The sequence below is a fragment of the Streptomyces sp. NPDC127084 genome (assembly GCF_042724175.1).
In the GTDB taxonomy this organism is placed as follows: domain Bacteria; phylum Actinomycetota; class Actinomycetes; order Streptomycetales; family Streptomycetaceae; genus Streptomyces.
Window position 1 is genome coordinate 1 of record NZ_JBHXFA010000079.1, and the last position, 13,528, is coordinate 13,528.

Sequence of the window (13,528 nt, forward strand, 5' to 3'; positions counted from 1 at the left end):
GCCCGCGCCCGCCCCCCCCGCCCCGCCCCCCCCCCCAAACCCCCCCGCCCCCCCCCCACGTGGCGCCCCCGCCTCCATCCCCCGGGGGCCCGCCGGCCCCGCAGGAGCCACCATGCACACTCGTACCACTGGGCTGACCCGGCCTGCCGGATCCACCCGGCGCGGTGCCGTCGGCGCCGTCGCTCTCGCCGCGCTTCTCGCGCTCACCGGTTGCAGCTCGGACGGCGACACGGATGCCAAGGCCGAGGCCAAGCCCACCCGGAGCGCCGCCGGCAAACCGGCCGCGGCCACACCCGACTCCCAGGCGAGTCCGGCCTCCGAGGGCCCGCAAGCCGACGCCTCCAAGGGCCCGGTCCTGCCCGACGCGAAGCTCACGCCGGCGACCGGCACCTTTACCGCGAAGGAGAAGAAGTACCTGAGCGGCCGGGTGCCCGTGAACATGGACCCGGCCGCCGTGCTCCAGACCGGCCAGGAAACCTGCCAGCGCATCGAGCGCACCGCCGCCCACGACAAGAACGCCGCGATCGGCGCGATCATCTCCGGGGACCTGCCGGAGGCCGAGGCCGCGATTAAGCAGCTCTGCCCGAAGCAGCAGCCGCTGCTGGACGCCGCCGAGACCGGATTCCCCGGCGGCACCCAGAAGAACCCGGCGCCCGGCACCTACCAGGCACTCACCTCCGCCGAGGGCTGCACCTGGCAGGCGATGGGAGACGGCGGCACGGTGCTGGCAGCCGGACCCGGCACCGGTGCGGGCAAGAAGAAGGTGACCGCGGAGGTCCCGTCCGGGACCCGCACGTTCGTCTCGACGGGCTGCTACGCCTGGCTTCCCGCGTAGCCCCAGGGGCGGTCGCGGCGATTCCCCCGGGCCCGACCGGGCGAGGGGGGATCGTCGCGGCCCTCCAACCCGATCGCCCGGGGGATTCGGCGTTCCGTACGCACTCGCCGGCGCGCATCGGTCAGCGCACGGCCAGTGACGCCTCGCGTCCAAGTCACGGGGGCCGGGGCCGCCTCAGTTCCGCGTCAGCAGGAACTCGGCCACACGCAGACCGGGGGCAGGCTCGATGATGCCGACCCGAGAAAAGCCGAGACCTTCGTAAAGCGCGACGGCCGGAATGTTGTCCGCGCCCGTGCTCACCCGCACGTCACCGATCGGAGCCAGATCGACCAGCAGCCTGCCGATCAACCGTGACGCGAGGCCATGGCGGAACCACGCGGGATCCACACAGACGCGGTCGATGTCCACGATGTTCGCGTCGGCCGGGCTCCGCCAGGCGAGGAAGGCGGCGATCCGTCCGTCGTCGGCGAGTGTCGCTCCGAGCCAGCGCAACGGCTGCACGCGCATCTCCGCCAGGCTCTCGCGCAGGGGCGGGATCCCGTCGAAGCCGATGAGTTCCGCCTCGACCGCGTAGGCACGACGCCCGATCCGATGCACCGCCGCCGCCGTCGCATCCTCCGCCACGTCCAGCTCGCACACATCGAAAGCGGGTGCGGCGCCAGGCCCGTTGGACTCAGGTGATGTGAAAGATGCCACGTGCCGATAGTAGGTTCTCGCTTGAGAGCAGCGACGAGCGGGTGTTCGGGCCAACGGCCCCACGTGCGGCGGCTCGTGGCTGATCACGGTTACGACGAGGGGGTTCCGAGGCATGAGCGGAAGAGTGACGGCGGTCAGCAGCAACGGGGAGTACTCGTTCACCAAGCCGAACCGGGACAGCGTCACACTGCTGGCCGGGCTCGGTGTGGAGGGGGACGTGCACGCCGGGGTGACGGTCAAGCACCGCTCGCGCGTCGCGCAGGATCCCACCCAGCCGAATCTGCGCCAGGTCCACCTCATTCACGAAGAGCTCTTCGCCGAGGTCGACGAAGCAGGGTTCAAGGTGGCGCCCGGCGAACTCGGCGAGAACATCACCACGCGCGGCATCGATCTGCTCGGTCTGCCGGTCGGCACTTGGCTGCGCGTCGGAGACTCCGCTGTCCTGGAAGTCACCGGCCTGCGCAATCCCTGCCTGCAGATCGACAACTTCCGGGACGGGCTGCTCAAGCAGGTCGTCGGCCGCGACCAGGCGGGGAACATCGTGCGCAAGGCCGGAATCATGAGCATCGTGAAGGAAGGCGGCGTGGTGCGCCCTGGCGACACGATCGAAGTGGAACTCCCCAGTGGTCCGCACCGGCCCCTGGGCCGGGTCTGACCACCTTCCCAGGCAGTCCGTGCCATGCGACGGCCGCTGAGCGTCCGAGGACGCCCAGCGACGCGGCGACAAGCGGTCGGAGACTTCGAGACGATCACGCCTGTCCGATCGGGTCCCCCTCACGGCCGCTGGGAACGCAGGGCAAGATCAGGCCCGCTCGTACACATCGAGCAGCGTGCCGATGACCGCGTCCATCGAGAACGTCTCGGCGGTGAGTTTACGGGCCGCCTCGGACGCGGTCCGGCGCGCTGAGGGCTCCAGCAGGTCGAGCACCGCGGGAGCGATGCCGTCGGGGCCGGTCACCACGCGGCCGGCTCCGGACCGGTCCACATCACGTGCCAGGCCGTTCGACTCGGTCACCACGACCGGGGTGCCCACGGCCATCGCCTCCAGGACCGACATCGGGAAGGGTTCGTTGACCGAGGGCAGCACGTAGACGTGCGCCCGGCGCAGTTCCTCGGTCATCCTCGTCCCGGTGAGCGGCCCCGGGCAGCTCACCCGCCCTTCGAGCCCCAGCTCGTCGATCCGCCGCCGCACCGCGGCGAGTTCCCCCTCGTCGGGCCCGGCCACGACGAATGTGGCATCCGGGTACCGGGCGAGGATCGCGGGCGCCGCCTCCACCAGGTCCACCGGGCGCTTACGGGCCTGCAGGCGGGCCGCGTACAGGATCCGCGGGGGCCCTTGCGGGGCGGGCCCTTCGGCCTGCGCCGGGACGCCGTTGACCAGGCGGACGGCCCGGTCGAGTCCGGCTCCGCCCACCACCGCGTCCAGGTCCCGCTGCTCACGGCTGGTGAGGTGCAGCACCGCACGCGCACCGCGCAGCACCCGGCGTACCGCGACCGTGTCGAGCAGCCGGGCCGAGAGACGCTCGCTGGGGTCGACCATGCCGTGTGTCTGGAGGACCAGGGGCCGTCCGGCGCGCAGTGCGGCGAGCGCGACCGGCAGGGTCACCAGATCGCGGGCGAGATGCACATGGACGACGTCGGCGTCCCTTACGAGGCGGTGCGCCCCGGCGAGTAGCGCGGGTGAGGTGAGGCCGCTGAAGCCCAGCGGCAGCACCCTGCGCGCCTGGTAGAGCCGGGCGGGCACGCCCTCGATCTCCTCGGGCAGCGGCTGCGGGAAGCCGTCCGCGAGCGCGGTGACGCGTGCGTCATGGCCGCGTTCCCGCAGCCCCTGGCAGAGGTTGAGGGCGACCCGGACCGGGCCGCCGAAAGCGTGCGTCGTGCTGTGCAGGGTGACGGCGTGCAGCACTCTCATGCCGGTTCCTCCACGGGCCTGCGCCGGTTGTCGGCGGTGTGCAGGGTCAGCTCCGGAAGGTCCTTGTGGAGCACCGCCCCGGCGCCGACGACGGCGCAGCGGCCGACCTTCACCCCGGCGAGTACGGTGGCGCGGGTCGCGACCCAGGCGCCGTCGTCCACGGTGATAGGCGCATTGCGGTAGCGGAAGTCGGCGGCGCGGTGGTCATGGCTGCCGGTGCACAGCAGTGCCTCCTGCGACACGCACACATGGGCGCCGATGGTGACCGGCTCCAGATTGAGGATCCAGGCACCCTCGCCTATCCAGGTGTGGTCGCCGACCGTCAGCTTCCACGGCCACAGCACGCGCACGCGGTGCCGGATGAGCACTCCGGTGCCGATCTCGGCACCGAAGGCGCGCAGCAGAGCCGTCCTGACCCTGGCCGGGGTGAACCAGGCCATGAAGACCGTGTTCATCACCGCGAACCAGAGGGCCTGAACGATTCTGCTGCGTCCCTTGTCGTATCCGGCCAGTGTGAAGGCCGGGAGATCACGCATCGATCCACCCCCAACGGCGTCCCCCCAGGACGCGACTTCGCCACACTGTAGTAGCTGGCCGTTCACCGCGGTCAGGGCGCCAGTAGACTGCGGCGGGGATCGTTACTCGGGGGCGGGGCAGGGCGCCATGACGCAGCAGAACGACCGGGGCGCCACAGCCCGGAGCGCCACAGCGGCGCCTGCGGCACGGGCGCCGGGCGCGAAGGCACCGAACGCTCGGCAGCAGGGTCAGGAGCAGGACGCGTACGAGCGCACCCTGACTCCGTCGTTCTCAGCACGCAAGATGCTCTCGCGCGCGCTGTCGGTGCCGCTCGTGCTCGGCTTCTCGGTGTTCCTGCCGCTGCTCGTACTCGTCCAGCCGGGCACCGGCCCACGCGACTCGGCGCTGTGGACACAGCTCGCGCTGACCGTGTACTCGGGCCTCCGGTTGTCGGCGATGGTCCTCACCAGCCGCCGCAAGCTGCTCGCCGGGTCGTTCTGGCTGTTCGTCTACATGGCGATGGGGGTAGCCCCGCTCGTCCAGGCCGTGCTCGGGCGCACACCGACTCCGGTGGTGGGGCCGCGCAGCGATCTGACCGAGGCTGTGGCGCTCGTCCTGATCGGCTGCGTCGCCTTCGACATCGGCTCGCTGCTGGCCCGCCAGCGGCCCGGCCGCGAGCGGGACGACGGGCTGCGCTCGGCGCTGGTGCACCGCCGCCGCCTGTACGTGCTGCTGCTGGTCGCCTTCGTCGGCTCGGCCCTCCTCGTGGTCAAGCTGGGTGGCCCGGCGGTCTTCTTCTCCAGCCGCCAGGAGATCATCAGCAGCGTCCAGGACGCGGGGCTCTCCCAGGCGGACTCGCAGGCGGGCCAGGCCATCGTGCGCGGCTTCGGCACCGTGCCCGCCCTCATCGCCTGGCTGGCGTACACACGGTGGCTGGTGACCTCGCGGCACGCTCGCCGATCCGTGGTGATCATCGCTACCTGGCTGGCGCTGGCGGGGCTGAACGCGGTGGTCAACAACCCGATCTCCAACCCGCGCTTCTGGTTCCTGACCGTGCTGTTCTCGCTGCTGTTCACCGTCTTCCCGGTGAGCGCCGCGTTCTACCGGATCGCGCTGAGTCTGGGCGTGATCGTGGCGCTGATCGTCTTCCCGTTCTCGGACCGGTTCCGCTACGACGACGACAACTACCGCCCGCTGGAGACCACGTCCCCCCTGGAACCGCTGACCATCAAGGACTACGACCAGGTCGGCATGTTCGCCAACACCGTCACCTACGAGCGGTCGGGGCGCGGCCACACCTACGGCCGCCAGCTCGCGGGTTCGGTGCTGTTCGCGGTGCCCCGGTCCATCTGGGCGGACAAGCCCATGGACACCGGGGTGATGGTCGGCGAGTGGATGGGAGCCGTCAACACCAACCTCTCGTCGCCGGTGTGGGCCGAGTTGTGGATCGACTTCGGCCCGGTCGGTATGTCGGCGGGATTCGTGGGGCTGGGGTACGCGGCGGCCCGGGTGGACCGCCGCTACGCGCGACGGGCGGTACGCCGGTCGCCACCGGGCAGTCTGATCGCCCTGACGGTGCCGCTGATCGCCGGGTACTCCTTCATCCTGCTGCGCGGGCCGATGCTTCAGGCGTCGGGGCGGGTGGCGATCGCGGCCTGCTGCATCGCGCTCATCACCACGTTTCGGCAGGACCGGGCGACCGGGCTGCGCTGAGGCTGGGCGGTGACCGAAGTGCCGCCGGCGTCAGTCCGCGGGCACTGCCGTCAGCCTACGAGAACGGCCGTCAGCCCGCGAGAACGACGGTCACCCCGCCGACACGGCGGGGGCGTCCGCGGCGGCGGACCGTTCCTCCACCGCGGGCACACGGGCGAGGCGGGCGACGCGGGTCCAGGCCGCGACCGCCTTCAGCGCGGAGCCCGCGGCCAGACCCCAGGCCGCGCCCAGGGCGGACCCGGTCAACACGTATCCGCCGAGCATGAGCACCACCGAGAGCAGCGAGAACACCACCTGCACCGACAAGGTGGCGCGCGGGCTGAGCACCCGGAGGGTCACCAGGGCACAGGTGCCCAGGCCCATCACCGCGTACTGCGCGCCCGTGGCCGGCAGCAGGGAGGCCGCCGACTGCCAGGTCTCACCGAGCAACCGGCGCCCCATGTCGTCGGGCAGGGCGTAGAGCACCAGTCCCCAGCCGAGGCCGACGGCGGAGAGCACCAACCCGAGCAGAGCTGAGGCGCGGGCGATCGCCCGACGGGCACCAAAACGATTCAGCAGTGGCGGCCCGAACGCGTTGACCGAGTTGAACAGCACGTTGAGCGGACCGAAGAGGGTGCTGGCCCCTCGTAGCGCGCCGACCGCCAGTGGAGCCGCGAACAGGCCGAGGCCCAGCACGGCGAGTTGGCTGGAGGCGTTCCCCACGGCGAACTCCACCGCGAAGCGCTGTCCGAGATGCCCTCTGCGTACATACGGCCGCAGATCCGCCTGTGCGCCGCGCACATGGGGCCACAGCAGCCGCAGGCCGAGCAGCAGCGCGGGCACGGCCGACAGCCCCCAGACGGCGACGAGCGTCCCGGGAGCGGTGTGCTGCGGCTGGAGCAGCAGCGCGGGCACCACGCACAGCAGGCGCAGGGTGTCGGTGGCCAGTGCCAGACCTGGCCGCCGCAGGGTGGAGAACGCGTAGCGGAGCGCGTCCTGCACCAGTACCAGCGGCAGTACGAGCCCCAGCGCGAGGAAGGCCCCGCCCGTTCCTGTCCAGCCCCCGCCGATGGCGGCGGTCGCCGCTCCGGCCACGGCCAGCAGAGCGCCGCCCGCGGTGGCGGCGAGGCTGGTGAACGCGACCGCGGACCGGCACGCGGCTCCGGTGGTGGCGGTGTCGCCGCGGGTGAGGACCACGGCCTGTCCCGCGTACGCCGTGTTGAGGCCGAGCAGCACCGTGAAGGTCAGGTACACCATCGAGAAGGCGGCGAACCCGTGCGCCGTGGAGACCCGGGCGGCGATGACCAGGACGGCGATGTTGGTGAGGCTGGACGCCGCCTGGTCGAGTACGGAGGCGACCACGGCGGTCGAACGCCGTGGACCGGGCGCCGAACCGGGCACCCCCGGCGGGCCCCCGGACACGGTCACCGGTCTCCTGGGCGTACGGTGCGCAGCGCCATTGTGCTGCTGGGGTCGGCGTGCGGGTCGAACTCGGGCTCACGTTCGGTGCGGGGCCGGGGCGGGGCGGGGCGGTCCGCCGGACTCCCGGGCTTGCGGCGCCGGTTGCCGCCACCGTCCGGCCGCGCGGCGGAAGCCGCACCGCCGCGCCGCGACTCGCTGTGGGTCACCGCGCCGAGCACGGTGCCGCCGGCGCCGACGATCAACTCGCGGATGCGCACGAGGTCGGCCCGGTGCACGGTGCGCGGGTCGCAGACGATGAGCACCCCGTCGACGCGGTCCACCAGGGCCAGTGCGTCCGCGTAGGCGAGCACCGGCGGGGCGACGACCACGACTGTGGCATCGGGATCGTCGGCCTCGGTGATGAGCTGGGTGACCCGGCTCGAGGTCAGCGCGCGCGGGACGTTGCGTACCCGCTCGCCCGGGACGAGACCGAAGACGCCGGACTCCCCGGCGTCGACGACAAGCCGGTCGCGGCCGGGCCACTCGCCTTCGGTGGACTCGGCGTACTCGCCGTCGCCGCCGTATCCACCGCCGCCACGACTCCAGCGAGGCCTGGACATGGCGGACACATCAAGCATTTCGGACAGCGAAGGGGTGCGCAGATCAGCCTCGATGAGCAGCACGTTCTTGCCGGTTTCGGCGAAGGACGCGGCGAGGTTGGCCGCCACCGCCGCACTGGAGTCCATGGAGCCGCGCGGGGCGACGACGAGCAGCCGCCGCCGGTCGGCGAACTTGTCGTCGTAGGCGAGCCGGAAGGCGATCGAGCGGTACTCCTCGGCTGCCCGAGAGTCCGTACGGCCGACCTCCAGGGCACCGACCGAGCCGCGCGGCAGTGCACCGAGGACGGGGCCGCGCACCGCGCGGGCCACGTCCCCGGCCGACCGCGGGGCGGGGTCGAACACCAGCCGCACCCAGGCGGCGAGCAGCCCGAGGCCCACGCCGGCCAAGCCGCCCATGCCGAGCGCGAGCGGCAGGCCGGGCCCGGATGGCGCGGTGGGCGCGGTGGCGTCGCGGATCACGTTGCCGGGGGTCATGTCCAGCGCCTGCAGGCTGGTGATCTTGGAGCGGAGCTCGGTGATGCGATTGAGCAGGTTGGCCTGCTGCGCATAGGCGGAGTCAGCGCGCGCGCCGTCGGAGAGCCCCTTGATCTCCTTGGACAGCTCGTCGTTCTGCTTGGCGATCGGATTGAGCTGATCCTTGAGGCTCTTGACCATGGTGTCGCGGCTCGCCGACCACTGTTCCTTGCTCAGGTCGACATACGCCTTCGTCAGCGCGTTGGCGCGCCGCGCCGCCTCCTCGGGGTCGGCGGCGTTGTAGGTGAAGTGCAGCACAAGGGTCTGCGGCGGCGTGGTGACCTGGAGCCCGCTCTGGAGCTGCTCGACCTCGCCCTCGTCCATGTTCAGGGTCTTCGCGGCGCGCTCGGCGACTTTGCGGCTGAGCGCCGTCTGGCGCTCGGACCCCATGTTGATCGCCTTGTCGACGGACAAGGTCGGATTGAACGGGTCGCTGGAGGGCGCGCGCAGGACGACGTCGGTGGTGGCCGCGTAGCTGTCGGCGCCGGTGATGCCGAGCCAGGCACCGGCCAGCAGTCCCACCCCGACACCGCCCGCGATCAGCCGGCGGTAGCGCAGCAGTTGGCGGAACTGCTCACGCAACTGCTCCGGTTCGTCATCCGCCCGGATCGTGACATGTGTCTGGCTCACTTCCCAGGGCCCCCCATAGCCTCGTCGATCAACGCGTCGATCCGCGCGAGACCCGCTTCGCGTGACAGATGGGCCGCCACATGGCGCGGTCCCGCCGCGCCCAGCTCTTCCGCCATATCCGGGTCTTGGGCGAGTTTACGCACCGCGGCGAGGAACTGATCCGGATCCTCTGGCTCCACGAGCATTCCGGCACCGGATCGCAACACCTCGCGGGCGGTGCCGCCCTCCGCGGCGACGGAGGCGACCACCGGGCGGCCGGCCGCGAAGTAGGAGGTCAGCTTGGAGGGCACGCTCATGTCGAGTACGGAGGCGCGCTGGGTCACGGCGAGCACGTCGGCCGCGGCGAGCACATCGGGGAAGTCCTCATCCGAAACCGGAGGAAGGAATTCCAGGTTGGGCACTCCCTCGGCCAGCCGGGCGAGGTGCTCGCGCTGGTTGCCGTCGCCCATCAGCATGATCCGGACGGCCGGGTCGCGTCGGGCCGCCTCCACCAGCACTTCGAGGCCCTGCTTGAGACCCATGTTGCCGGAGTGCAGGACGACGGTCTGCTCAGGCAGCCAGCCGAGGCGCTCCCGGGTGCGGTCACGGGGCGCCGAGGGCTCCTGTATGTGTGACCAGTTGGGAACCAGGCGTATACGTCCGGGATCCACCCCCATGGCCCGGACCCGCTCCACGAACGTCTCGTGGATGACACCGACGAGGGTGGCCCGCCGCAGCACCCACGCCTCCGCCCGCTCGGCCAGTTCGGCGGCCCGGCCGCCGCCGCCCTTGATCCCGGACTGCGCGGCGGCGGCGCCCATCAGGTCCTGGACGACCGGCACGTACGGTGCACGCTGCCGGGCCGCGATCCGCGCGCCGAGCACTCCCCCGGCCAGGCTGGGCAACTGGGCGAGCACCGCGTCGAGCCGACCGGTCCGGGGAGGTGCGACAAGGCCGTGGGCGAGGATCGATCCCTCGAACATGCCCCGGCGCAGCGCGCTCTGCCGCGGCGGGACAGTGTGCCTGCGGCGGTGCACGGTGGCCCCGGCACGCTGCTCGGTGGCCCGCCACACCTTGCGGTAGGACGGATCGAGCCGCCAGGACGGGTAGTGCGGGAGGCCTGCGAGTACGTGCGTGTCGTGCCCGCAGCTCGCCCAGTGCTCGGCGATGCCGGTGGCGTACGGGCCGATGCCGGTGTGTTCGGGCGCGTAGTTGGTGGAGACCAGCAGCAGCCGTCGCCGCCCGCCGTCCCCGTTGTCGGTCTGTGTCACGCGACGAACCCTTCCCCCCGGCCGCCTGCCGGCGGCGGTCTACCCAGTGTGTTCACGCCCCACGGGACCCCCTGATCCCATGCGCTGTTCGGAAGTGAACCAGGACGCACCCAATTGTTCACTCTCCTTGCCCCCAGGATGAACGCTATCGTCAATTTCTGCGCGCTCCCGCAACGGATGCGCGCGGGGGGACACCAACGAACAAGGGGGGCATTTGTGCCATCGAGTAAGCGGTACCGCGTGGGCTACGCACCAGGCGCCTACGATCTCTTCCACATAGGTCACCTGAACATCCTGCGCCACGCCCGCGCCCAGTGCGACTACCTGGTGGCCGGGGTGGTGTCGGACGAGATGGCGGAGATGGCCAAGGGCAGGCGACCCATGATCCCGCTGGTCGAACGGCTGGAGATCGTCCGCAGCATCCAGTACGTGGACGCCGCGTTCGTAGAGACCGTGCCGGACAAGGTCGAGACGTGGAAGCAGGTCCGCTTCGACGTGCTGTTCAAGGGCGACGACTGGCGGGGCACACCGAAGGGCGAGCGCCTGGAGCGGGACTTCGCCGCCGTCGGCGTGGACGTCGTCTACTTCCCGTACACCGTCCACACCTCCAGCACCCAGCTCCGCCGCGCCATCGACGCCCTCAGCGAGCCGCGCCTCAGCGATGAACTGCGGACAGCTCCCGGAACCATTTAGCAAGGAACGCGACAAGGAACAGCGCGGCGGCGACGCCAAGCCCGGTGTAGGCCCACCGGAAGGCGACGCCGCCGCCGAGCAGTAGGAAGACCAGGCAGAACACCCCGTGGTCCACGGGCAGCAGAGCCACCGCCCGCACGGTGGACGGCCCTGGCCCCTGCCCCGGCGCCGCCTTGGGCTTGAGCTGCTCGGTGAGCAGCCCCCCGAAGAACGTGACGACGGCGGCGAGCTGGAATCCGAGCGGCACCAGCAGCCAGCCGTCGGAGGCCGTCCCGAAGTGCTCGGGGTGCCGGTAGAAGGCGATCAGCACCGCAGTGTGCAGCGCGGTGATCTTGGCGCAGTCCACGACATGATCGAGCCACTCCCCGGCCGCGCTCCCACCGCCACGCAGCCGTGCGAGCTGCCCATCGGCCGAGTCGAACGCGAACCCGACAGCCAGCCCGAGCCACACCAGCAGCCCCACCCCCCAGGTGGGTCCGGCGAAGGCGACCCCCAGCACGGCCGCGAAGCTGAAGCCCGCGCTGATCAAGGTGACCTGGTTGGGCGTGAGCCCCGCCCGGTACGCACCGGCCGCGAGATACCGGCCCGCGGGCCGGTTCACGAACCGCGAGTACAGCGATATACCCTTTGCGCTCTTCTGTGCCGACTTCAACCGTGTCAGTGCCGACGCCTCGGTAGACGCCTCGGTAACAGTGCCGCTCATCGATCCCCCCGGACCTCATGACCTCGCCAGTGACTCCCCCGCCCCGCATCATCCCAGGTAGGGGCACGCAAAAACGACCCGCCGGGAAACTGACCGGAAACCAGGGGTGGCCACGGTCCCACCGGCCCGAGATCCGGCGCGACAGAGCGGTCAGGGGGTGGCGCCCGGCACCGACGGCGGGCCTGGAAGGCCGTACTCCGCCCAGACCGTCTTGCCCGGACCGTCGGCGCGCGGGTGCCAGTCCCAGCGGGTGGCGAAGGCCGACACCAGGAGCAGACCCCGCCCGCTGTCCGCGAACCCCGGATCGGGCAGGGTGCCCGGGCGAGGGGGCACGCGTTCGGTGCGGGTGTCGGTGACCTCGACGCGGGCGAGCGGCTCGGGAGCGTGCGTGAGGTGGAGACGGCAGTGGAAGTCCCTGCCCGGCACATGGCCGTGGCGTACGGCATTGGCGGTCAGCTCGGCGACGATCAGGACGATCTCCTCGTGCGAGCCGGTGCCGTACGGGATGCCCCACTCGTTCAGGCGAACGCCGACCAAACGCCGGGCGAGTCGGGCGCCGCGAGATGTAGACGTGAACCGCATGGCGAATTCGTGCGCGGACGGGTCGGGAGCGTCGATCAAGTGCTCGGTGATGCCAGCGGGTTGAGTGCTGCCGCTGGGGCTGCGGAGGTTGCTCGTCATGGTCACCACGCTCCTCTTCGTCGCGTAGCGTGACCAGCGGTGACGCACTGACGCTGATCGGTTGTACGCGCGACGTGGGCGCCGGTACGAGACGCGCGGCGTGACGGGCGCCGACGCGGAGGCGTTGGTCCGGGGAGGCGGTGGGCAGATGACAACGGAGAACGAGTCAGCCGCGGGAGACGGCGGGGGCGCCGACTGGGCTGGTGGGCAGGCCCCGGACAAGTCCGGGCAGGGCGTGGTGGCGGCCTTCGGGCAGAGCCTGAAGACGCTGCGGGTCCGAGCGGGTATGCAGCGCGAGGAGTTGGGCAAGCGACTGGGCTACTCGGCCTCGACCATCGCGTCCTTCGAACAGGGGCGGCGCATCCCGCCACCCCGGGCGATCGACCAGGCGGACGAAGCGCTGAGGGCGGACGGTCTGCTGACGGTATGGAAGGATCAGGTCGAGCAGGCGCAGTACCCGGTGTTCTTCCAGGGGATGGCGCAACTGGAGAAGCAGGCGATCGAGTTGCTCATGTACGACACTCACGTCGTCAACGGCCTGCTTCAGACCGAGGAGTACATGAGGGCGCTGCTCGCCATGCGACGGCCGCTTCTGGACCAGGAGACGATCGAGCAGCGAGTGGCCGCACGACTGGCGAGGCAGGACATCTTCGAAAGGCGACCGGCACCACTGCTGAGTTTCGTGATGGATGAAGCGGTGCTGCGGCACCGGTACGGCGGCAAGGACGTACTGCGCGCGCAGTTGGAGCAACTCCTGCTTGTCGGGCACAAGCGCAACGTCGAGGTCCAGGTCATGCCGGTCGAATGCGAGGACAACGCGGGCGTGAACGGTCCGTTTACGGTCGCGACACGCAAGGACGGCAAGAAGTTCGTGTATGCCGAGACACAGAACTCCAGCACGCTGGAGACCGACCCCGAACAGACAGTTCTCGCTGCCGCACGCTATGGGATCATCCGTTCACAGGCTCTCACCCCGCGAGAGTCACTGGAGTACACCGAGAAGTTGCTGGGAGAGCTATGAACAACGCTGAGCCCCTCGCCTGGTTCAAGAGCAGCTACAGCGGAACGGAAGGCGGTCAGTGTGTAGAGGTCGCGGCAAGTTCAAGCGCCGCGCACGTCCGCGACTCCAAGACCAACACCGGACCGACCCTCCGTGTATCGCACGAAGCCTGGGCGGGGTTCATCGGGCTCGCCTCGTTGGAGCAGTGCATCTGACCGTTGCACGCACACCGGAGCCCTGCCGCCTTTCCTCGGGTGGCAGGGCTCTGGCTTGAGTGACCTGGCGTAGCGGAAGCGCACGACCTCGGGCTGCATGCCGGCTGCCCGTGGCTGAGGGGTCGGTCTGGCGGCCATCGCCAACTGAGGTGCCTTGTATCCGAAGTACGT

At 70.9% G+C, this 13,528-nt stretch carries 14 protein-coding genes; 6 read left to right on the forward strand and 8 right to left on the reverse strand.

From position 1 onward, the window contains the following. Nucleotides 1–112 precede the first annotated feature (112 nt). Nucleotides 113–835, forward strand: a complete 723-nt coding sequence (locus tag ACFWI9_RS19320) for a hypothetical protein (RefSeq protein ID WP_387163516.1) — start codon at nt 113–115, stop codon at nt 833–835. A gap of 174 nt (nt 836–1,009) precedes the next feature. On the opposite strand, the gene ACFWI9_RS19325 is transcribed toward ACFWI9_RS19320, so the two are convergent. After that, entirely contained in the window at nt 1,010–1,531 is a 522-nt protein-coding gene (locus ACFWI9_RS19325) for a GNAT family N-acetyltransferase (protein WP_387163517.1), read from the reverse strand. Between the two features lie 112 nt (nt 1,532–1,643). On the opposite strand from ACFWI9_RS19325, the gene ACFWI9_RS19330 reads away from it, so the two are divergent. Further along, nucleotides 1,644–2,186, forward strand: a complete 543-nt coding sequence (locus ACFWI9_RS19330; RefSeq protein WP_387163519.1) for an MOSC domain-containing protein — start codon at nt 1,644–1,646, stop codon at nt 2,184–2,186. Nucleotides 2,187–2,333: 147 nt separating this feature from the next. Here the strand turns inward: ACFWI9_RS19330 and ACFWI9_RS19335 are convergent, their stop codons facing one another. Together ACFWI9_RS19335 and ACFWI9_RS19340 are read right to left on the reverse strand one after the other, a co-directional pair. Further along, nucleotides 2,334–3,443, reverse strand: coding sequence for a glycosyltransferase (locus ACFWI9_RS19335; protein WP_387163521.1), 1,110 nt, complete (start codon nt 3,441–3,443; stop codon nt 2,334–2,336). Then, entirely contained in the window at nt 3,440–3,979 is a 540-nt protein-coding gene (locus tag ACFWI9_RS19340; RefSeq protein ID WP_387163522.1) for a WcaF family extracellular polysaccharide biosynthesis acetyltransferase, read from the reverse strand. Before ACFWI9_RS19340 ends, ACFWI9_RS19335 begins: the two co-directional genes overlap by 4 nt. Nucleotides 3,980–4,106: 127 nt before the next feature. Here ACFWI9_RS19340 and ACFWI9_RS19345 point away from each other — a divergent pair, with 127 nt between their 5' ends. Beyond that, the gene (locus tag ACFWI9_RS19345) at nt 4,107–5,672 is read left to right on the forward strand and encodes a hypothetical protein (RefSeq protein ID WP_387163524.1); all 1,566 of its coding nucleotides are present in this window, start codon (nt 4,107–4,109) and stop codon (nt 5,670–5,672) included. 90 nt (nt 5,673–5,762) lie between these two features. On the opposite strand, the gene ACFWI9_RS19350 is transcribed toward ACFWI9_RS19345, so the two are convergent. The 3 genes from ACFWI9_RS19350 to ACFWI9_RS19360 are packed head-to-tail and all read right to left on the reverse strand — an operon-like array spanning nt 5,763 to nt 10,020. Continuing rightward, nucleotides 5,763–7,079: a hypothetical protein gene (locus ACFWI9_RS19350; RefSeq protein ID WP_387163525.1), complete on the reverse strand. Its 1,317-nt coding sequence runs from the start codon at nt 7,077–7,079 to the stop codon at nt 5,763–5,765. After that, nucleotides 7,076–8,815: a lipopolysaccharide biosynthesis protein gene (locus ACFWI9_RS19355; RefSeq protein ID WP_387163527.1), complete on the reverse strand. Its 1,740-nt coding sequence runs from the start codon at nt 8,813–8,815 to the stop codon at nt 7,076–7,078. Before ACFWI9_RS19355 ends, ACFWI9_RS19350 begins: the two co-directional genes overlap by 4 nt. After that, complete coding sequence (locus ACFWI9_RS19360; protein WP_387163572.1) at nt 8,812–10,020, reverse strand: glycosyltransferase family 4 protein; 1,209 nt, start codon at nt 10,018–10,020, stop codon at nt 8,812–8,814. The genes ACFWI9_RS19355 and ACFWI9_RS19360 overlap by 4 nt, the downstream gene beginning before the upstream one ends. Before the next feature lie 261 nt (nt 10,021–10,281). Here ACFWI9_RS19360 and ACFWI9_RS19365 point away from each other — a divergent pair, with 261 nt between their 5' ends. Next, nucleotides 10,282–10,758: an adenylyltransferase/cytidyltransferase family protein gene (locus ACFWI9_RS19365; protein ID WP_387163530.1), complete on the forward strand. Its 477-nt coding sequence runs from the start codon at nt 10,282–10,284 to the stop codon at nt 10,756–10,758. Here ACFWI9_RS19365 and ACFWI9_RS19370 read toward each other — a convergent pair. Both ACFWI9_RS19370 and ACFWI9_RS19375 read right to left on the reverse strand, forming a co-directional pair. Beyond that, nucleotides 10,721–11,461: a CDP-alcohol phosphatidyltransferase family protein gene (locus ACFWI9_RS19370; protein ID WP_387163532.1), complete on the reverse strand. Its 741-nt coding sequence runs from the start codon at nt 11,459–11,461 to the stop codon at nt 10,721–10,723. The two genes, ACFWI9_RS19365 and ACFWI9_RS19370, sit on opposite strands and share 38 nt — an antisense overlap. A gap of 150 nt (nt 11,462–11,611) precedes the next feature. Then, nucleotides 11,612–12,142, reverse strand: a complete 531-nt coding sequence (locus tag ACFWI9_RS19375) for an ATP-binding protein (RefSeq protein ID WP_387163534.1) — start codon at nt 12,140–12,142, stop codon at nt 11,612–11,614. A 148-nt stretch (nt 12,143–12,290) separates the two neighbouring features. On the opposite strand from ACFWI9_RS19375, the gene ACFWI9_RS19380 reads away from it, so the two are divergent. Both ACFWI9_RS19380 and ACFWI9_RS19385 read left to right on the forward strand, forming a co-directional pair. Beyond that, nucleotides 12,291–13,163, forward strand: coding sequence for a helix-turn-helix domain-containing protein (locus ACFWI9_RS19380; protein ID WP_387163536.1), 873 nt, complete (start codon nt 12,291–12,293; stop codon nt 13,161–13,163). Beyond that, nucleotides 13,160–13,357, forward strand: coding sequence for a DUF397 domain-containing protein (locus tag ACFWI9_RS19385; RefSeq protein ID WP_387163538.1), 198 nt, complete (start codon nt 13,160–13,162; stop codon nt 13,355–13,357). Before ACFWI9_RS19380 ends, ACFWI9_RS19385 begins: the two co-directional genes overlap by 4 nt. Nucleotides 13,358–13,528 lie beyond the last annotated feature (171 nt).